This is a genomic window from Rhizobium sp. AN5 (assembly GCF_900215255.1).
Classification (GTDB): Bacteria; Pseudomonadota; Alphaproteobacteria; order Rhizobiales; family Rhizobiaceae; genus Agrobacterium; species Agrobacterium tumefaciens.
Genome location: NZ_OCMJ01000002.1, coordinates 14665 through 35153, shown reverse-complemented (window position 1 = coordinate 35153; position 20489 = coordinate 14665). Strand labels below are relative to the sequence as shown.

Sequence of the window (20489 nt, the reverse complement as noted above, 5' to 3'; positions counted from 1 at the left end):
GGTGTGCTGGCTGGCCGGGAGGCTGTTGCGGTTCGGTGAAAGCTGTCTCGCTGCCGGTGATTTTTTGGGAGGATAGTCGATGCGCGATGGCGATAAATTTTCACTGGGCGTGACGCGCCGAACCTTCATGGCTGGGCTTGGCGGCGTCGCCGCCGTGTCCGTCATCGGGAGCTCGGCCCTGGCTGCTGCCGGCAAGGAAGCGCCGGAACTGGCAGCCCTGGTAAAAGACGGCAAACTGCCGCCGTTGGCGGAACGTCTGCCAAAAAATCCGATGGTGGTAACGCCGCATGAAAAGATCGGCACCTATGGCGGCACATTGCGCCGCGGCCTGCGCGGTTCGTCGGACCATAACGGCATCCTGCGCATGGTCGGCAACCAGGGGCTGGTGCGCTGGAACATGGACTTCACCGAAGTTCTGCCCAACCTTGCCGAGAAATGGGAGGTCAATGACGACGCCTCGCAGTTCACCTTCCATCTGTTGCAGGGCGCGAAATGGTCTGATGGACATCCCTTTACCGCAGATGACGTGGTGTTCGCCATCGAGGACTGCATCAAGAACAAGGAGCTTTACAGCGCTACCCCGGCGCAGCTCTCCGTCGCCGGTAAGGCGGTCGATGTCGAGAAAGTCGATGATTTCACGGTCAGGTTCAAATTCGCAGCGCCAAACGCGCTCTATCTGGAAAACCTCGCCACGCCGCTCGGCCAGCATCCGACGCTGTTTGCCAAGCATTATTGCAGCAAGTTCCTGCCGAAATACAACACGGCGCTCGATGCCGACGTCAAGGCGGCTGGCGTTTCCAGCTGGACGGAACTGTTCCGCGCCAAGTGCGGCGACATCGAAATTCCGTCGCGCTGGTCGAATGTCGACAAGCCGACGCTCGACCCGTGGGTGGTCAAGGAACCCTATTCCGGCGGCGCGACCCGTGTGGTCATGACACGCAATCCTTACTTCTGGCAGGTCGATACAGAAGGCAACCAGCTTCCCTATATCAACGAAGTCAATTTCGGCATTTCGCAGGATGTCGAATCGTTGATGCTGAACGTCATCTCCGGCAAGATCGACATTCAGGAACGCCATATCAGCGTTCTCGCCAACAAGCCGACGCTGTCGCAGAACATGAAAAAGGGCGATTACCGTCTGTTGACGCTGGTGCCATCGGCTGCGCAGCAGTGCCAGATCTACCTCAACATCACCCACAAAGACCCTGAGATGCGCAAGATGTTCGGCGACAAGTCGTTCCGTCAGGCGCTGTCCATCGCGCTCAACCGCCAGGAAATCATCGACATCGTCTATTTCGGCCAGAGCGAGGGCTATCAGGCGGGGCCGCGCCCGACGCATCCCTGGTATCACGAAAAGCTGGCGCGTCAGAGCACCGAATACGATGTCGCCAAGGCGAACGATCTTCTCGACAAGGCGGGTTACGAAAAGAAGAACGGCAACGGCATGCGGCTCCGGCCTGACGGCCAGCCGATTTTCTTCTCGATCGATGTGATCCCGACACTCTATCCCGATCTGGTCGATGCGCTGGAACTGGTAAAGGCGCAGTGGGCGCAAATCGGCGTCGATATCAAGGTCAACACCATCGAACGCGCGCTGTACTACACACGCGGCGATGATAACGCCCATGATGCGGCGGTCTGGCCGGGTCCGGGCGGTCTCGATCCGATGCTCGACCCGCGTGACTTCTTCGCGTTCCACCCGCAGGGGTCGCGCTACGCCATTCCGTGGGCGCTTTGGTACACATCCAACGGGCAGAAGGGGGAAGAGCCGCCGGAAAGCCAGAAGAAGCGCTTCAAACTGTTCGATGAAGCGCGTTCGACGGCCGACCTTGTCAAGCGTGGCGAGAAGATGAAGGAAATCTTCGATATTGCGGCGGAAGAGTTCGAGACGATCGGTCTTTGCCTTGCCGTTGGTGGTTTCGGTATCATCCGCAACAACCTTCGCAACGTGCCGGAGAAAGAACCCGACAGCTGGTCATGGCCCAACCCCGGCCCGGCGTTGCCGCAACAGTTCACCTTCACAAGCTGACACCGCCACATGGGCGCCGCTTCATCAACGCGGCGGCGCCTCTCAGGTTGCTTCGACCACCCGAAAGCCGTCTCGTAGTGGATGGCGGCGCGTGTGGTAAAACGTGATTGCGAGAACGTTATGCTGCTATTTATCGTAAAACGCCTGCTGTGGATGATACCGTCCCTGTTCGCCGTCAGTTTTCTTGCCTTTGTACTGATCCAGCTGCCACCCGGTGACTACGTGACGACTTACATCGCCACGCTTGCTGCGTCCAACGAAGTCATAGACCACAATACGGCGGCGCAACTGCGAGAGCGCTTCGGCCTCGATGACCCGATGATCATGCAATATCTCAAATGGATATGGGGCATTATCAGTCGCGGCGATTTTGGCATCTCGTTCGAATGGCAGCAGCCCGTTTCCGGCCTCATCTGGGAGCGCATGGCGCTGACGCTGGTTCTGGCCATAGCAAGCCTTCTCGCAACCTGGGCCATCGCACTTCCGATCGGCGTCTTCTCCGCCGTGCGCAAATATTCGATCGGCGATTATCTTTTTACCGCCTTCTCCTTTTTCGGCCTGTCCATACCGTCATTCCTTCTGGCGCTGGTGCTGATGTATGTCGCGGCGGTGGAATTTGGGGCCGATGTCGGAGGGCTGTTTTCGGCGGAGTACGAGACTGCCTCGTGGAGCATCGCCAAGATGATGGATCTGATGGCCCACATCTGGCTACCAGTTGCGATCCTCGCCGTATCCTCCACGGCAAGCCTCATCCGCGTCATGCGCGCAAACATGCTGGACGAATTACCCAAACCCTACGTGACCACCGCGCGCGCAAAGGGATTGTCCGAGTTCCGGCTTCTGACGAAATATCCTTTGAGAATTGCGCTCAACCCATTCATTTCCACGATTGCATGGCTGTTGCCCAATCTCATTTCAGGCTCGGTTGTGGTTGCTATCGTGCTCAATCTGCCGACGGCCGCGCCGCTGCTTTTGCAGTCGCTGATGGCGCAGGACATGTATCTCGCCGGCGCCTTTGTGCTTTTGGTCTGCGGATTGACGTTGATCGGATCGCTCATCAGCGACATCCTTCTTGCGCTGGTCGATCCGCGCATCCGTCTCGAATAGGAGGGCGCCATGAGCGATATCGCCATCACCACCAATACCCGGCCGGACCGCGCTGCCGTCGCCTCGCAATGGCAACTGATCTGGTGGGCGTTCAAGCGCCACAGGCTGGCCATGGCCGCCCTGTTCGTCACCATCGCCATGTATATCGTCGCGCTTTTGCCAGGTTTCTTCGCCATCAACGATCCGGTTCTGCAGAATGCGCGCGCCACTTTCCATCCGCCGCAACGTGTGCATTTCCTCGATACGAGGGACGGCCTCTCGCTTGGTCTGCATTATTATCCGCTGAAGCTGACGCGTGATCCTGAAACGCTGGCAGCAGTGTTCGTCGAAGATACGGCCAAGAAAATCCCGATCCAGCTATTCGGTCGCGGCTACGAATATTCGGTGCTCGGCCTGTTCACCACGGATATCCATCTGCTGGCCTCGACCGACAAGACCCGACCGCTCTTCCTTTTCGGCGCGGATCGCCTTGGCCGTGATGTTTTCAGCCGGGTAATACAGGGCTCGCAGATTTCGCTGTCCATCGGTCTCGTCGGCGTGTTTTTCTCGCTGCTTCTCGGTGTCGTTCTGGGCGGTATCTCCGGTTATTACGGCGGCCGCATCGATTTTGTCATGCAGCGCGTCATCGACTTCGTTTTGTCGCTGCCGACCATTCCCATCTGGTTGGCGCTTGCCGCCGCCCTGCCGCAGGGTTGGCCGGCAACGCTGCAATATATGATGATCACCATCATCCTGTCTTTGACCGGCTGGGCGCAGCTTGCCCGCGTCGTGCGCGGCAGGTTCCTGTCACTGAGGACGGAAGAATTCGTGGCGGCAGCCCGGCTGGATGGCGTGCCGGAAGGGCGCATCATTTTCCGCCATATGCTGCCGAGTTTTTCGAGCCACATCATCGCCTCGGTCACGCTTGCGGTTCCGGCGATGATCCTTGCGGAAACCTCGCTGTCCTTCCTCGGTCTTGGCCTCCAGCCGCCGACCATTTCCTGGGGCGTGCTGCTTCGCGAGGCGCAGAATATTCGCTCGATTGCAACCGCGCCGTGGCTGTTCCTGCCCGGCGTGGCTGTTGTCGTTGCCGTCATGGCGCTCAATCTGCTCGGTGACGGTCTGCGTGACGCAGCCGACCCCTATAACAAGTGAGGCCCCGGATGAGCGATATTCTCTCCATGAAGCCAGACCGACCGCTGCTTGACGTCCGCAATCTGGTCACCGAATTTCCCGTGCGAAACGGCATTTTCCGCGCGGTAAACGATCTCTCCTTTTCCATCGATCCCGGCAAGACGCTCTGCGTCGTGGGCGAAAGCGGTTCCGGCAAATCCGTCACCGCCCGCTCGATCCTCCAGATCATCGACAGCCCCGGTTACATCGCTTCCGGGTCGATCATCCTCAACCGTGCCGACGGCACGTCGCTGGATCTCGCAAAGCTCGATCCGCGCAGCCGGGCCATCCGCTCGGTGCGCGGCGCAGATATCGCGATGATTTTTCAGGAGCCGATGTCGTCGCTGTCGCCGGTGCATACCGTCGGTGATCAAATCACCGAAGTTCTGCGGCTGCACTTGAAGATGAGCAAGGCGCAGGCACGTGCGGAAGCCATCGAGCTGCTGCGACAGGTGGAAATTCCCAACCCCGAAAAGGCGCTGGATCGTTATGCCTTCCAATATTCCGGCGGCATGCGCCAGCGCGCCATGATCGCCATGGCGCTAGCCTGCAAACCGCAACTGTTGATCGCTGACGAACCGACAACCGCGCTAGACGTCACGACGCAGGCCGAAATCCTCGACCTGATATCGCGGCTGCAAAAGGCGCATGGCATGGCGGTGCTGTTCATCACCCACGACATGGGCGTGGTGGCGCAGATTGCCGATGACGTGCTGGTCATGCATCACGGCGTCGCCAAGGAATATGGCACTGTCGATGAAATATTCCACAATCCGCAAGACCCCTATACGCGCATGCTGATTGGCTCGGTTCTGAAGCTGGAGCAGAAGGCGGATATCCGGCTTGCCCGCCCGCCGCTCGATCTTGCCGCGGCGCCTATCCTAGAAGTGAACGACCTCTCGATGCACTTCGGTGAGATGAAAGCGCTGGATGGCGTGTCGATCAAGCTGCTTCCGGGCGAAACGCTCGGCATCGTCGGCGAAAGCGGCTCCGGCAAGACCACCATGGGCCGCTCGATCATGCGCCTCTACGATCCGACCGGGGGCGAGATGCGCTATCGCCGGGCGGATGGCACGGTGGTCGATCTTGCCAAAATCGAAGGTGCGGAGCTGAAAGCGGCGCGGCGTGAGTTACGCATGGTTTTTCAGGATCCATTCGGTTCGCTCAATCCGCGAATGACGGTGGCACAGGTCATCGGCGAGCCGCTGCTGGTCAACGGCATTGCGAAAGGCAAAGAACTGGATGAGCGCGTCTGCGCCCTGATGGAGCAGGTGGGTCTGGACCCTGCCGGACGTGAGCGTTATCCACACGCCTTTTCCGGCGGCCAGCGCCAGCGTATCGGTATCGCCCGCGCCATCACGCTCCGGCCGCGCATCATCGTTGCGGATGAGGCGACATCGGCGCTCGATGTTTCGGTGCGTTTCCAGGTGCTGGACCTGCTCATGCGGCTGCAGGACGAACTTGGCCTGGCTTACATTTTCATCAGCCATGACATCGGCGTCATCAGATACATGTGCGACCGCGTCGGAGTGATGTATCGCGGCAAGCTTGTTGAGGTGGGAGACGCCGAAAAAGTCTGCAACGCGCCGGATCACCCTTATACGCAGGCACTTCTGTCGGCCATTCCGCGCCCGGATCCGCGCGACCGCGACCGCACGAGAAGGTTCCGCTTCGTCGAGCCGCCCGAGATCAAGAACGGAGCTGCTGCCAGATAACAGCGCGGCTGTTGCTTCTCGCAATTCAAGAGGAAGACCAAAGCATGAAAATCGATAGCATGCGGGTATTCGTTACCCGCGACAAGGACCGCCCCCGCGTTATCGTCGCTCTCGATACCGATGACGGTTTGACCGGTTGGGGCGAATGCTACAATCACGGCCCCGATCTCGCATTGCCCCCGGTTCTGGATTACCTCTACGGCTTCCTTGACGGGCAGGATCCGACTCGGGTCGAGTATCTCTACAATCTTCTCCTCCAACAAAACCGCTTTCCGCCCGGAGCACTTGGTCTTTCGGCAATCTCAGCCCTTGACCATTGCCTCTGGGACCTTGCCGCCAAGGCGGCGGGGGTGCCTGTCTACAAGCTTTTGGGCGGTGAAGTGCGTGATCGTATCAAGGTTTACGCCGGCGTCTACACGGCACCGGATGCGCCGGCGGCAAGGGAAGAATTCGATCGTCTCAACGAAGACTGGGGGTTCACAGCCTTCAAGCTAAGCCCATGGCGCGTCGATATTCACGCCCATCGCTGGGGCGAGGTGGTGCGCAGTTCGGCCGAATATTTCCGCTCGCTTCGCGAAACGGTGCGGCCCGACTACGATATTGCCTTCGACGCGCATGCCAAGATTTTCGAGCCTGCTGCCGCTCGTCAACTGGGTAATGCGCTTGCCCCTTACGATCCGCTATTTTTCGAAGAGCCGTTGCGTCCGGACAATATCGAGATGTGGGGAGACCTGAAGCAGGGGCTGAACTGCACGCTGGCAACGGGTGAAAGTCTTTACAACCGCAATGACTTCCTGCGTCTTCTGCAAGTCCGGGGCGCCGATATCATTCAACCCGACATCTGCGTTGTCGGTGGTATTTCGGAAATGCGCCGCATCGCTACGCTTGCAGAGGCGCATTTCGTCAGCATCGCGCCGCACAACCCGATGGGGCCGCTCGCCACCGCCGTCAACGTGCATTTCTCCGCCGCCCAGCAGAATTTCCGTATTCTTGAATACAGGCTACCGAAGGGGCAGTGCTATGTTTATGGTGGCACTGACCTCGAAAAACGCGAGGATGAAACGCGCTATGTTGTCGACCCTTATCTGCCAAAGGATGGATACCTGGAACTGAGGCCGGACCGACCGGGTTGGGGAGTCGAGATGGATGAAAAGGCCATGCAGGAAGATGGCTATGTTCACTGGCAGCGACGCGTGCCGAAACGGCCTGATGGCTCATATGCTTTTGCCTGAAACGGTTACGATTGCCTTCAGGCAGCTTTCGGCCCGCCTCCGCCCTTCCTGGGGTGGAAGGATGACGCATCTGCACCACGAGGATCACGGCGATATTCTGGTGCCGACAGCGGGGGAGTCTTTTGACCCGTTGAACTGGCCGAGGGCAGGTGCCTATCCGCTCATTCCTTACCACAACAGGTTATATGGCAGCTCATTCGTTCACGCGGATATCCGCCACGACCTTCTTCCACATCCCGCCCTTTCGCCTGATGCCATGCATGGACCTGCTCACCGACGATCGTGGGATATTTCCAGCCTGGCGGGCGATCAGTGCACGCTGGTGCTTGACTATAAGGCGGATGCTGAGTGGCCATTTTCCTTCCGCGCTGAACAATCTTTTATGCTTGAAAGCAACCGTCTGACGGTGGAATTGTCGATGACCAATCTGGAAAACCGGCCTGTGCCGGTTTCGCTTGGCTGGCATCCCTATTTTTCGGCAGAATTGGGCTGCGACGCCAGCACCGATGCCAAACTGCAATATCCCCTCGATGTGCAGAACGTGCCAACCGGCCAGCAAGCGGTGCCCCGCTCGAAACCTACCATTCCTGCTACGACGGGATACACCTTGCACTTCACCGACTGGTCATATGCGCGCATCGGTTTTGACAGTTTTTCACTGTTGCTCGAGGCCGATCCTGTTTTTAGCAATCTCGCTGCCCACCGTATGGACCGCTATCTTTGTCTTGAACCCGTTTCCATGGTCGCCGGAGCGCTTGGCTTACCGGAACCAGAGCGAAATGGCCGCGGCGTCGAAACGATCTCGCCCGGTCAACGACTGTCTGGGTGTATTAGGCTTTCTATTGAAGTTGACAGGGGCGTAGGTGCCTCACGCACCTAACGGCTATTCCGGGCGCTCCGCCTGTCTTGAATCCTGCGCAATCAGTAAGGTTATGCGTTCCTATCTCAAGGATATCCCCTGGCGATCAACGTCTTCCGAGCGGCGGCGTATGCCTCCTGCAGCGCCTAGTGGCCTTAGCCCGTCAAGAGGTGTTGTCACGCTAACCGGCTTGCCGTTGCCCAGGTTTTGGATTGGGCGCGCAGTCGATCAGGATGGCGTCGTTCTCGAAGAAATATTACAGAAGCGACGTGACAAAAGGGAGGCCAAGCGCCTACTCGTGTCTTTGATGAAGCGCTGTGGTTTTGCTCCCTAGCGGATCATCACTGACAAGCTGCGCTCCTACGAGTGCGGCAAATGCGGACGTGGCTGCCGGCCTTAACAACTGGTCGCACAACAGCTTCAACAATCGGGCCGAGAACAGCCATCTGCCGTTTCCAACCGAGAACGAACCCTGCAGGGTCGCCAATCGCCAGGAGCATTGCAACAGTTTGTTTCTATGCACTGCGCTACCCACATCGCTTTTCTGTTTCCGCCCGCCGCCGCGCCGCACAAACAATTCGCTACCGCCTCGAAGCGTTCGATGCATCGAAAATTGCTGCCTGCATTGCTTGAAAATTCGAGCCGCTGCCTTTCTCGGCCTAGGTAACTTAACGTGACAACATCCCATGAGGTTATGCTTCAAGCCGGCGTCTGTCGTGCGCTCGTCCGCAGGCGAATGTAACGACATTATCTTTACGACGCTTGTAAAGATAATGTCGTTACGCTATATAAATGCGCTTGGATAGGAGTTTCCCATGCCGACCTCACACACGGGTAAGAGCCCGGACGCAAGTGTGCCGCTGAATATGCGCATCAAACCTGCTACTCGCAACTTGATCGATCGCGCCGCGGAGTTGCTCGGCAAAACGCGCACAGATTTCATGTTGGAAGCTTCCGAGCGCCGTGCGGAGGAGGTGCTGCTCGACCGTACAATCGTCACGGTAAGCCCCGAAATTTATGCCGAATATCTTGCCCGTCTCGATGCGCCTGCACAGCCAAATGAGCGTCTAAAGCGCACGATGTCGACCAAAGCGCCCTGGGATGAGGCGTGACTCTCAGCGCACCAGTCCCCCTGGCCGATCATCACGAACTGGCCGAATTCAATTCTGGAGTACCTGAACTGGACGACTGGCTTCGGCGCCGTGCCCGGGCCAATCAAGCAGGCGGCGCGTCGCGGACCTTTGTCGTGTGCGACGAGAGCCGCGTCATCGCGTACTACGCCCTGGCCTCTGGCTCCGTGAAGCCGCCGGAAGTGCCTGGCCGCTTTCGGCGCAATATGCCTGATCCAATCCCAGTTGCAGTGCTTGGCCGCCTCGCCATTGATCAATCCTGTCAAGGGCGTGGTATCGGCAGGGCATTGGTGCGCGACGCGGGTTTGCGCCTGCTGAATGCCGCTGAAGTGCTCGGGATCCGCAGCGTGCTGGTCCATGCGATTTCTGATGACGCACGAGCCTTCTACGAAGCCGTCGGCTTCCTGTCTTCTCCGTCCGATCCCATGATGCTGATGGTCGGTTTGCACGACCTCAATAACGCGCTGAACACCTAAACGAAATTCATCAATAATTTTCGTTTGAGTCCATTCCACTGTGTTTCTAAGCCAATGGAACTGCTCGAAAAAGTCTGACAACAAATGACGTGCGGCAGGTTCGTACCCCCTTCAGGGCGAAAAGACACTTTGTCGCAAAACGGAGTGGACTTTAAAGGCCAGCTCGCCATGAAAATCATTTCTGGAATAGTTTTGGTTATCCTCGAGCTTCGACAAAAGAAAACAAAAGGCGCTACAGCGTGAAGAGCGACCTTATGAATCGTGCCGCGTTTTAAGTATTTTATCAAATCAGCCGCTTCGCCATCACGATCGATGGTGTCCGGTCAATTTCCACAAAGCCGAATTTGGCGTAAAATGCTACGACCTTTTCGTTATACTGATTAACGCCTAGATGGACGCCTCTTACGTCAGACCTCGTCAAAGAATCCAGTTGATGTCGCAGTAGCGACGACCCATGGCCGCCATTTTGGATCTCAGGAAGAAGATTGATATGCAGATGGGCGGGGTAGGGACCCGTGACCTGAGCTGGGGTCCTTATTGCGCTTCGAATATAAGAAAGAACGTTCTCATCCTCTACCGTCCGCGTTGAGAAATCGCGAAGCTCTTCCTGCAAGGACGGCCACCATGCGGCCTCGAGCCAATTTTCATAGGCAATCGTATCGGGTGCTGCGACACAGTAGCCCATGACGACGCCATCATTCGTCAGCACGAATGCATTTTCTGCGCAGAAGCGGACATATGGCAGCGCCCATACTAATCCCGGAAGTCTTTGGTCAATGTAGTATTGTGATCCGTCCTGCCCTCGATCGGCAGTGCGCACGCAGATATCGAGGATCGCCGCTTCATCGGACGGTTGAGCGTTGCGGATGATAACGGATGACGAAAGCGCTTGCATGGTCATAATCGCCGCTCAAGCAGCAGCATGCGGGATGCGAAGCGCGTCGTCGAAACGCTGCCAGGTCTCGGCAAGCTCTATCGTGCGCCGCGAACGACGTGCCTCATCGATCTTGATTGCAACAAGCCCCGCCTCCAAAGCCGCGACGATATTCACGGGCAACGGTGCAGCCTTTGTCAGATGCCGATAGATATCCAAAGCCATCTGGTCATCGGCGCCATAGTGATCGCTTTCATGCCCTTCGTAACGTCGCTCGACAAGCTTTTCACCCGTTACGGCCGAATGAACCTCGAAGCGATTGCGAATGAAATCGCCCTCGGCCATTCCCTTGCTACCGATCACGCAGAAGCGGCGAAACTGATCTGGAACGTTGAGATTGGTATGAAACGTCATCGTCGCCCCGCCACTATATTCGATAATCGCGGTCTGATAGTCGATAATATCGCCGTCACTCTCAAACACCGCGCCACCCTCTAGCCAGCCGCTTGGCTTTTTATAGAATTCCCGCTGTTGAAACGCTGAGAACTGATCCGGTTTGTTTTCCGCGATAAACGACTTTCGGCCGCCGAAGCTGGCAACGGCCATCGCCCGCTGCCCAACAACGCTGCCATAGAGGTCGAGATCGTGGCAGCATTTCTCCAAGATAAACGGCCCAGCATAGCGCGTATGCCGTCGCCAGTCCCGCATGAAGAACGCTCCGTGGTAGGGTGCGATATGCTCGGATGCCTCAATCGACGTGATGGCGCCGATTTGACCTTGCGTCTGCGCTGCGCGCAGATCCCGATAAAGGTCAGAGTACCGCAGAACGAGCCCCACGATAACGCTTTCATCGCCATATTCGGCAAGCAAACGCGCCATCGTCATCGTCTGGTTTTCGTCGATCACCACCGGCTTCTCCGTGAAAACCCGCACGCCTGCGCGCAATCCCGCGGTGATATGTTCCAGATGGAAAAGATTGGGCGAGCCGACCATAAGAAGATCCGGCTTCGTCTGCGTCAGCATAGCCTCGATGGTTTCGAAACGTCGCGGCGCCGCCATGCCTGCGGACTGAATGGCTGGCAGCCCAGCAGGCTGCGGGTCCATCAAGCCGACAATTTCCAGTTCAGGGCAGGCCTTGCGGAAGGAGGCAATGACATTGGCAAGCCGAAAGCCGAGCCCGGCAATTGCGATTTTCATGTTTTAGTCCTGTCGGCAAGAGTTATGTAAATCAGGATGACGTGTCGTCATCCGTTGGCGCGCCTGCGACCCGATCGAAGCGTCTTTCGAAATCAATCGTCTGGCTGCGTCCGCGCATCGATGAGAGGCGCCTGAAGTCTGGGCTGCCATGAGCAATCACAGGTAGCATGGCAGCGCCGATCGCGGCGGCCTCCGGCCCTAGAGCGCCAGCACACAGCCGGGGAATTTCGCGGTGGCTTCGGGCGCTGACTGACGGCAAAAGGGGATAGGCCCGGTCGATCAGGGAATTGATGAGCGCTGGTGGAAAGTGCCCTCCAACCACGATGGTCTGCGGGTCCATAATGTTTTCAAGCAGCGACACCAGCAACCGCAGGCGCTTTGAATTGAGATCGAGCCATCGCATCAGAACACTGTCGCGTTGAGCGTAAAGTTTCTCCAATGCCCCGGGCCGCGCAATCTCCTTGCTTTCGCACGACAGCATCGCTGCGAGCTCGTCGATCGAAAACGGTGTCTGTTTCCCCGCATCTGGATTGGCAAGTTCCGCCGGCCATGTCAGGAGACCGATTTCTCCGGCATTGTTCCAAAATCCCTGGAGCGGCATGCTGTCATTGATAATGCCTGCCCCAAGTCCGTGCCCGACGAAAATATGGACGTAGTGGCTCAGTCCTCCGGCACTTCCCACCCTCAGTTCGGCAACTGCTGCGGCTGTGGCGTCATTCTCGACGATGGTGGGGAGGCCACATGCATCTTCGATGGCTTCCGCTACCGGCATACGGCTCCACGCATCCCAACCCGGCGGGCCGACGGGATGTTCGAATTCCGCCTCCTGCAATGTGGGCATCGCGATGCCAATGCCCCAGGCGGGACGATCCACCGTAACCGACCGCAGACGCTGTGTCATATCGGCAATGGCACGGATGGTGTCGGATGGATCTTCGAGCGATGCGGATGCGGTGTCGCGACCCAACTCCCGCCCCGCCAGATCGCAGACGATGCCCAGAAGCCCGTCGCGATCCACGTGAATACCGAGGCAGCAACCGGCCTCGGCTCTGACCCACATCTTCTTTTGCGGCGCACCGCGCGCGCCCTCTTGTTGGATGGTTTCCACAACCACTGAACGGTCTATCAGGTCCTTGCAGATATTGGACATGGTTTGCGGCTTCAAGCCTGTCAAATCAACAAGGTCACGCCGGCTTATGCCATTGCCAGATCGGATCAGATCGAAAACGAGGCGACGGTTGTAGCGGCCGGAATATGTGTGATTGCTGCCCATCAAGCTCATCGGGGCCAATTCCTATTTAATAAATTAAATGGAATTTATCAGCCCAGCCTATGGGCGTCAAGCAGTTCGCAACGCAGATAATCTTAGCCTTCAGTCATAATACTGTAACGGAAGGACCGTAATTCCGAAGAAAAGGCGGCTTGATTTTTAATCTGGTAAATGGATTAATAGGGTCGCCTTCTTCTCAGTGACTTTAAAAAGGGAACATAGTCATGCTGAAATGGACCTTGCGGCGTATCATAGCGGGCGCGTTGGCGTCGGCGTCGATCATCAGTGTTGCGAATGCCGGAGAACTGGTGGTCTACACCGCTCATGGGGAGGCGACATCTGCTCCCATCCTCGACGCTTTTGCCAAGGAAAATCCGGATGTGAAGGTGACCGTCGTGCGCGGCGGTACTGGCGAGCTGATCGAGCGTCTGCGTGCAGAAGGTGGCAATTCCTCGGCAGACGTCATGTGGGGCGGACCGACGCAGACCTTCGAAGAAAATGCAGCGCTCTTCCAATCGTTCGAAAGCAAGTCCGACGCCGACATGGTGACTAACGATCCCAATCACATCTGGCATCCGTTCACGGTGCTGCTGCAGCCGCTGGTCGTCAGCACCAAACGCGTCGAGGCCGGCTCCATACCAAGCACGCAGAAAGATCTCGTCTCACAGGACTTCGCAAAGAACGGTGGCCTGATTATTCCAGACCCTGCAAAATCCGGCACCGGCTATGTCATTCTTTCCGCTCTTGCTGGCAATTTCGGTTGGGATTTCGTCGGTCAAATGGCCAAGGGTGCGCGCATTGCTCCCGGTTCCGATGACGCCTTCAACGCCGTACGCGACGGTGAAGCAGCAGTTGGCTGGATTAACGAGGATCTGGGTGCCAAGTGGAAGGCTCAAGGTCTGCCGATCGAAATCGTCTATCCGACCGATGCGGTTACCGGCCAGATCGATGCGCAAGCCATCGTCAAGGGCGCACAGCACATCGAAGACGCCAAGAGCTTCATCGATTTCCTCGGCAGCAAGACGGCGCATGAAATCGTTCGCGACGCCACCGTTCGACGCTCGGCACGCAAGGATGTAGCGCCTCCCGCCGCTCTGCCTGACATGGCTACGCTCACGATCGTATCCGCTGTCGATCCGCGCCCTGTGGTCGTCGCTCGCTTTCAGGAGCTTCGCGGAAAATGAAGGTGCTGCGCGACAATTGGCTGATATTTTCAATCGTCGCGCTCGTGCTCTGCGGCCTGACGATTGTTGTCCCGCAGGTTCGCCTCATGGCCGCCTCCCTCCTGGAGGAGGGCGGCCGTTTTACTCTTCTGCATAATAAAGACGGCTTGCAATTCGTCCCGGAAATGACCGCCCGATACAGCGTTGCTAAACTTTCTGACGGCGTTGCGATAACGTTGAGTTCGACTGACAGTCTGACTGTAGACGTCCAGGATGACCGAACGCTGCGCCTCTCTTCGCAACAGCCGATTTCGGTTGGTAAGGACGAGGCAGGTTTACTTGAACTCGATCTGGGCTCGGCTCGGTTCACGCTTTCGCAGCAGGCGCCCCGGGGGCTATTCGCGACAACTGCACCAGCGCCTTTAGACATCAACGCGCAGTCGCTCAACGCCGTCCTGCTCTCACATGCCGCGAACGCCTACATCACCTTCGAAAACAAATCGCTGTCGCTCTCTGCTGTCCACTATACCGAGTTCTTTACACGCTCGGAAACCCTTTCCGCCACGGTAAACAGCCTGCTGATCGCGTTGACGTCCACCGGACTTGCCGCTTTGATCGGCGTATCGCTGGCTTATCTTGTCGCACGTTACCGGGTCGCGGGCAGCACTGCTATCGTCTTTCTTGTCACTATGGCGTCCGTGTCTCCACCATTTCTGGGGGCATACGCCTGGCGCTTGCTTCTGGGACGAAACGGCGTTCTGACCAACTATCTCGGCCTCGATGTCTCGATTGTCGGCTTGCATGGCGTCATTTGGGTCATCACCTGGCTGGTCTTTCCGATCATCTTTCTGCTCAGTCACAGCTCGTTTCAGAGTTTGGACGCTGGCCATATCGAGGCAGCGGAAAGCCTTGGTGCCAAGCCGCCTCGTGTGCGCATGACGGTCGAAATTCCGCTGGCACTTCCCGGCATCATCACCGGTCTCTATCTGGCAACGATGGCAGCCCTGTCTGACTTCGGAACGCCGCGCATCATTGGCCTCGATGTCAACGCACTGCCGGTTCTGATCTATACGTCCTTCCTGAGTGAGGCAGGACGCAATCCGGCGCTTGCGGCCACAGGATCGATTGTGCTCATCACCATCTCGAGCCTGTTCCTCATGGCGCAGCAAATCTATTTGGCGCGACGCGGTTTTGCCGTGGTGTCGTCGCGGGCGCTGGAACGCAAGCCGCTATCGCCTCTTGCTCATGTCACAGTGCTTGGCGCGGTCATCATTGCCCTTCTCATGGCATTCACGCCACACCTGACGGTGCTGGTTTCCAGCTTCATGGAATGGCGGGTCGGCCTGCCCAGGGCGAACTTTACGCTGGAAAACTACGCCACTATGTGGCGCACCGGCATGGGGCCGGCTTGGGTGACCTTGTCGCTTGGTATTGCCGGAACGCTGGCGGCAACAGCAATCGGGTTGGGGATTGCATATGTGATTATACGCAAGCGCTACCGGATCATTGCCCCCGTTCTCAGCCTCACCGTCATGATGCCCTACGTCATTCCCGGCACGGTGCTCGGTATCGGTCTCATCATGATGTTCAACAAGGCGCCGCTGCAACTCACCGGCACCTGGTTCATCCTTCTCCTTGCCTATCTCATTCGTAACCTGCCTTTTACGGTGAAGGCGTCAGAGGCGGCCCTGAGGCGCGTTCACCCGGCTCTCGAAGAGGCCGCAATCAGTCTTGGAGCGCGCCCATTCAGGGTCTTCTTCACCATAACGGCACCTCTGGTTCTGGCGGGTGCGGTAACCGGTGCAACGCTCACCTTCCTTCACATCGTCACGGAGCTGTCGTCTACCATCGTTCTCTATCGTCCGCCGTGGAAGCCGATGACAGCCGTGATCTTCGAAAACACGCTGGTCGATGCCGATTTCGGTGTCTCTGCAGCACAGACCATCCTGCTGATGCTGATCATTTACATCCCTCTCTATTTCATTGTCGGCTACGGCCAAATTCGAGGAAATTCCGGTGGTTGAAACCTCATCTTCCAAAACTCCAACCCAAGGCTGCGAGGTCGTCATCGACGCCGTCTCCAAGACCTTTGGCAATCATGCAGTTCTGAAAGACATCAGCCTCACGATCAGGCCCGGCGAATTCTTCACGCTGCTAGGGCCGTCCGGTTGCGGCAAGACGACACTTTTGCGCGCCATTGCAGGATTCCACCCAATCGATGGCGGAAAAATCCTGTTCAACGGGCAGAACGTGACCTCGCTCGCCGCCTGGGACAGAAATATCGGCTTCGTCTTTCAGAACTATGCGCTATGGCCAAACCAGACCGTGTTCGACAATGTCGCTTACGGGCTCAAGCTGCGTAAGGTTCCGAAGAACGAAGTTGCTGAAAGGGTTCGAGCCGCACTGGCCCAGGTCGAGCTTCACGGCGTCGAGAAGCGCTATCCCGCAGAAATGAGTGGGGGTATGCAGCAGCGCATCGCGCTGGCGCGTGCACTCGTCATCAACCCGCCGCTGCTTCTCATGGACGAGCCCATGTCCAACCTTGATGCGCGTCTTCGCGTGGCTCTTCGCCATGAACTGCGCAGTCTGCAGAAAAGGCTCGGTCTCACAGCAATCTATGTGACGCATGATCAGGAAGAAGCCCTCGAAATGTCGGACCGGATCGCTGTGATGCAGAATGGAATCGTGCAGCAGCTTGCAGATCCCGAAACAATTTATTCGCGACCGGCGAACCGCTTCGTTGCCGAGTTCGTCGGCAGCGCAAACTTTCTGGAGGGTGAATTTGATGAGACCGGCTTCCAGATGGCTGACGGATCGAGACTTCCTATCACAGGAAGCGGCCACCGCGGTAAAGGCACACTTGTCGTGCGTCCCGAACAGGTAATGACCCGCGAAAAAGGCAGCGCTCTCGTCAATGCAACGGTGAAAGATCGCCGCTTCATGGGCAAGGCCTGGACGCAGAGCCTTCGACTTGAGAACGGTGCGACCATCTCGGTGGAAACACGACACGCACTCGATCTCGACTCGCGCGTCGGTGTGGATTTCGAGACGATAACTTTTCTACCCTCGGGAGTATGAGATGGCGGACCTGTCGCTTGACGAACTGATGCAGCTTGCATTGTCCGCCGCACTTGCCGGAGGAGCTGAACTGAAGACGCATTTCGGCGCCATGTCCCGCGATAGTGTTCAACGAAAAGCTTTGGGTGATTATGCGTCCAAGGCCGATCTTGCTGCCGAGGAGGCTATTGCCGCAGTTCTGGCAAGGGCAGGTGATCGCTACGGTTTCGTGGGTGAAGAAACCGGTACGCGCAAGCCAGACGCACGACGCCGCTGGGTGGTAGACCCGCTCGACGGAACCAGCAACTTCATTTGGGGCATTCCCTATTTTGCTGTCAGCATCGCTCTTTGCGACGACGATGGCGAAATACTGGGCGTCGTCCTTGACCCATTGCGGGACGAGATGTTCACGGCAGTTCGAGGGCAGGGTGCCCGGATGAACGGTAAGGAACTGACACGGTTGGAAGAGAAAAAGCCCGAAGAATCCATCATATCTCTATCTATGCCGATCCACGGACAGTTGAAGTCGATGGACCGCAGTAGTTTCTTCCGGGCCCTGGATACCATCACCAACGAGACGGCAGGCATCCGCAGACTTGGCTCGGCCGCACTTGATCTCGCATATGTTGGCGCGGGCAGGTTAAATGGCTATTTCGAAGACGGCCTCAGCCATTACGACTACGCGGCTGGAAAGATCATTGCCCAGGAAGCCGGAGCGCTTGTTACCTCGCTTAGCGGCGGTGTTGTAAAGGACGGCGGTTCACTGTTGGCGGGAACGTCATCCATACATCAGTGGCTCCAATCCAAGTTTCAGCAAGGGGAGACTCCAAGCTGAAAGGTCTCACAACCGCAAGCCGCTTTTGATGTCGCAACTGTCAAGCTTTAGACCTGACTGCTCTTAGTTCGCCGTAGATACCTAGAGACGCGTCCAGAACGTTTTCAATCTTCGTATCGATGCATCGTGCTTTTTTCCAGAATGCAGGTTTGTGCGGTGATGAGCGTGCGCAAGTCCAGGGGCTGAAGCTTCCGGGTGGTCCTATGCGTTATCAGACGAGATGCGTGCCCCTTGGTAACATCGACAGACTTCTCGTGGCTGCGTTCAGGCAGCCACCGGCGGCACTCGGCGCTGGCGCGCCACTTTTCTCACGGGGCTTTTCAAGGCCACAGGGCCTGTGTCGCTCAGGGCTGACACGACGGCCTGCGTGAGCGAAGCGGCAACGAAGTCGGCGCTTATGTCTTGTGGGTCGATTGGCGCTTCGCGCCCGCCTTCTCCCATCGGCAACAATATGCCGACACGAAGAGAAGGTCTTACACGCTTCAAACGACGCACGATCTGTCGTGCGTGCGATTTCGAGTTCTCATTGAGAAACGTAACGACAACGGTGTCGATATCGTCAGCCACCAGAGCCTTTAGATCTCGTCCTTCAATCACCGTATAGTCTGCTTGTCTGATCTGCGCACACTGAACCAGGAGAACTTGCGATAACATCGCAGACGCTGCATCGTCCATGGCCCCTCTGCCTCCCAGGGATAGAATGGATCTGCCGTTACCGTCCGGCAGCGCGATTGTCTCTTTGGTCTCTGGCGCTGAAGTCTGTTCGTCTTCCGACAGTCCCTCGTTTTCCTCTTCGCTCGCAATCTCTGCAAGATTTTCAATGAGGGCATGGGCGCTGGAGGCAAGAAGCGCGATCTGAGCCTCTGTCATCACGCCGCGCTGGCGGTCCGCTTCGCCCAGGATCAAGGCAGGAAGACCAACTTTTTCGTAGTAGTCGATGAGATATTCCTCTTCGAGAAACTCTTCGGCGTTGTCAGTCGCTTCGTTGGGGTCGCCGGAGAGCAGCCGCTGGTAAAGCTTTTCCTGCGGTTGGAGGACTGGGTCATTTCCGAGCAGAACATCCAGAAAACTGAACTCGGGGACATATCTGCCAAGAACGACCAGACACACCGTGAGAGGTGTCGACAGCATTAACCCCAGCGGTCCCCAAAGCCAGGACCAGAAGATTGCGGAGACGATGATCGCCATCGGAGACAAGCCGGTGTGGCTACCATAGAGCCAAGGTTCAACGACGTTATTGCTGATCAGTTCGGTGATGATGAAAAGTGCCGCGACCCACGCGACCAACGACCAGCCGGGAGAGATTGCAAGGGCGAGGAACAGCGGCAATACCATTCCGATAACGGGACCAATATAGGGCACGAAACGCAGAACCAGCGTCAGCAGACCCCACAGAATCGCGTTCGGAATGCCAAGCACCCAAAGCCCAATGGTGATGGGAAAGGCGTAAAGGGCATTTACCACCAATTGCATCAGAAGGTATTTCCCAACCCGTTTTCCAGCGTCCTGCAGCGCTGCCGTCGTGCGATGGAGGTCACCAAGTCCAACCAGCCTGATGAACCTGTCGCGAAGGTCCTCGCGCTCGATCAACATGAAAATCACAAGAACGATGACCAAACCTGCCGTTGCAAACGGGCTGATAAGCGGAAGAATGAAATTGCCAAGTGTCTCGACCGGATGGGATCGCGTGACGATTTCAACGGGCATCGGCTCTCGCATGGTTGGTGCGGTCGACTGCTCGTCCTGACTTTCGACGGCGCGTGTCTGCAACTCGGCGCCGACACGCTCGACAACCTTGCTCAGATGTTCGAGCACACCATTGCCTGATCCGGCTTGGCTGAGCGCCTGAACCTTGGTGACGATATTGCGCTGATATGTCGGGATGTTTTCGGCAAGATTTGTCACCTGCGTGGCGACGACGAAACTGAACAGCGCAATTGCCATGAAGGCTGAGGCGACCGCCAAAATAACGGCGGCAATCTTGGGCACAGAGTGTTTTCGGAGAAAGGAGACAATAGGTGCCAGAGTGAATGTCAGGAGGAGAGCCAAGGCTAATGGCACGAAGATTTCCTGACCCACGTGCAGGATGACCGCGACGCCAATCAGAATGAGAATCGTTCGTCCAGAAAGCCTGGTGTTAGCCAGCGGACCTTGATGAGAAACGGCCATAAGTTTTCCGATGTCGTTTGTTGTTAAAGCGCCAGTGTCCATCAGCAGTCCGCCTTTAGATGCACCGATGAACTCAAAAAAATGTGCCATGTCCACATCTGCTTTATGAAGATCAGCTTTAACTCGCGAAAGACGTTAAAGATGCAAGGGCGTGCCTTACATCTTTCTCTCGACCTAGCAGTCCTGTAGTAGCGCCAATGTAAGGGAGAATATTGCTTAAAAAT

16 protein-coding genes are annotated in these 20489 nt (G+C 57.2%); 12 read left to right on the top strand and 4 right to left on the bottom strand.

Annotated features, from left to right (window positions below; all coding sequences use genetic code 11):
• Nucleotides 1-79: 79 nt before the first annotated feature.
• The 8 genes from CRP02_RS00945 (at nt 80) to CRP02_RS00905 (ending at nt 9700) form a co-directional block, all read left to right on the top strand.
• Complete coding sequence (locus CRP02_RS00945) at nt 80-2029, top strand: ABC transporter substrate-binding protein (RefSeq protein ID WP_065662738.1); 1950 nt, start codon at nt 80-82, stop codon at nt 2027-2029.
• Nucleotides 2030-2149: 120 nt separating this feature from the next.
• Nucleotides 2150-3136 (top strand): ABC transporter permease, encoded by a 987-nt coding sequence (locus CRP02_RS00940; RefSeq protein WP_097169929.1) that lies wholly within the window; start codon nt 2150-2152, stop codon nt 3134-3136.
• A 9-nt stretch (nt 3137-3145) separates the two neighbouring features.
• Entirely contained in the window at nt 3146-4270 is a 1125-nt protein-coding gene (locus CRP02_RS00935) for an ABC transporter permease (RefSeq protein ID WP_097169928.1), read from the top strand.
• 8 nt (nt 4271-4278) lie between these two features.
• Nucleotides 4279-6003, top strand: coding sequence for an ABC transporter ATP-binding protein (locus CRP02_RS00930; RefSeq protein WP_179783901.1), 1725 nt, complete (start codon nt 4279-4281; stop codon nt 6001-6003).
• 44 nt (nt 6004-6047) lie between these two features.
• Complete coding sequence (locus tag CRP02_RS00925; RefSeq protein ID WP_097169927.1) at nt 6048-7235, top strand: galactarate dehydratase; 1188 nt, start codon at nt 6048-6050, stop codon at nt 7233-7235.
• Entirely contained in the window at nt 7222-8115 is an 894-nt protein-coding gene (locus tag CRP02_RS00920; protein ID WP_097169926.1) for an aldose 1-epimerase, read from the top strand. Before CRP02_RS00925 ends, CRP02_RS00920 begins: the two co-directional genes overlap by 14 nt.
• Before the next feature lie 794 nt (nt 8116-8909).
• Nucleotides 8910-9206, top strand: coding sequence for a DUF1778 domain-containing protein (locus tag CRP02_RS00910; protein WP_019565754.1), 297 nt, complete (start codon nt 8910-8912; stop codon nt 9204-9206).
• Entirely contained in the window at nt 9203-9700 is a 498-nt protein-coding gene (locus tag CRP02_RS00905; RefSeq protein WP_097169925.1) for a GNAT family N-acetyltransferase, read from the top strand. The genes CRP02_RS00910 and CRP02_RS00905 overlap by 4 nt, the downstream gene beginning before the upstream one ends.
• A 283-nt stretch (nt 9701-9983) precedes the next feature.
• Here the strand turns inward: CRP02_RS00905 and CRP02_RS00900 are convergent, their stop codons facing one another.
• The 3 genes from CRP02_RS00900 to CRP02_RS00890 are packed head-to-tail and all read right to left on the bottom strand — an operon-like array spanning nt 9984 to nt 13053.
• The gene (locus CRP02_RS00900; RefSeq protein WP_097169924.1) at nt 9984-10601 is read right to left on the bottom strand and encodes a GNAT family N-acetyltransferase; all 618 of its coding nucleotides are present in this window, start codon (nt 10599-10601) and stop codon (nt 9984-9986) included.
• A 9-nt stretch (nt 10602-10610) separates the two neighbouring features.
• On the bottom strand, nt 10611-11771 hold the full coding sequence (locus tag CRP02_RS00895; protein ID WP_097169923.1) for a Gfo/Idh/MocA family protein: 1161 nt from the start codon (nt 11769-11771) through the stop codon (nt 10611-10613).
• A gap of 31 nt (nt 11772-11802) precedes the next feature.
• Nucleotides 11803-13053, bottom strand: a complete 1251-nt coding sequence (locus CRP02_RS00890) for an ROK family protein (protein ID WP_097169922.1) — start codon at nt 13051-13053, stop codon at nt 11803-11805.
• A 212-nt stretch (nt 13054-13265) separates the two neighbouring features.
• Here CRP02_RS00890 and CRP02_RS00885 point away from each other — a divergent pair, with 212 nt between their 5' ends.
• Genes CRP02_RS00885 through CRP02_RS00870 form a run of 4 tightly spaced genes read left to right on the top strand, consistent with a single transcriptional unit; the run spans nt 13266 to nt 18096 of the window.
• Nucleotides 13266-14225, top strand: coding sequence for an extracellular solute-binding protein (locus tag CRP02_RS00885; protein ID WP_097169921.1), 960 nt, complete (start codon nt 13266-13268; stop codon nt 14223-14225).
• Nucleotides 14222-16228: an ABC transporter permease gene (locus tag CRP02_RS00880; RefSeq protein WP_097169920.1), complete on the top strand. Its 2007-nt coding sequence runs from the start codon at nt 14222-14224 to the stop codon at nt 16226-16228. The genes CRP02_RS00885 and CRP02_RS00880 overlap by 4 nt, the downstream gene beginning before the upstream one ends.
• Complete coding sequence (locus CRP02_RS00875; protein ID WP_097169919.1) at nt 16221-17282, top strand: ABC transporter ATP-binding protein; 1062 nt, start codon at nt 16221-16223, stop codon at nt 17280-17282. Before CRP02_RS00880 ends, CRP02_RS00875 begins: the two co-directional genes overlap by 8 nt.
• Before the next feature lies 1 nt (nt 17283).
• Complete coding sequence (locus tag CRP02_RS00870; RefSeq protein WP_080850357.1) at nt 17284-18096, top strand: inositol monophosphatase family protein; 813 nt, start codon at nt 17284-17286, stop codon at nt 18094-18096.
• Between the two features lie 264 nt (nt 18097-18360).
• Here CRP02_RS00870 and CRP02_RS00865 read toward each other — a convergent pair whose 3' ends face one another.
• The gene (locus tag CRP02_RS00865; RefSeq protein ID WP_097170252.1) at nt 18361-20265 is read right to left on the bottom strand and encodes an AI-2E family transporter; all 1905 of its coding nucleotides are present in this window, start codon (nt 20263-20265) and stop codon (nt 18361-18363) included.
• Nucleotides 20266-20489: the final 224 nt, after the last annotated feature.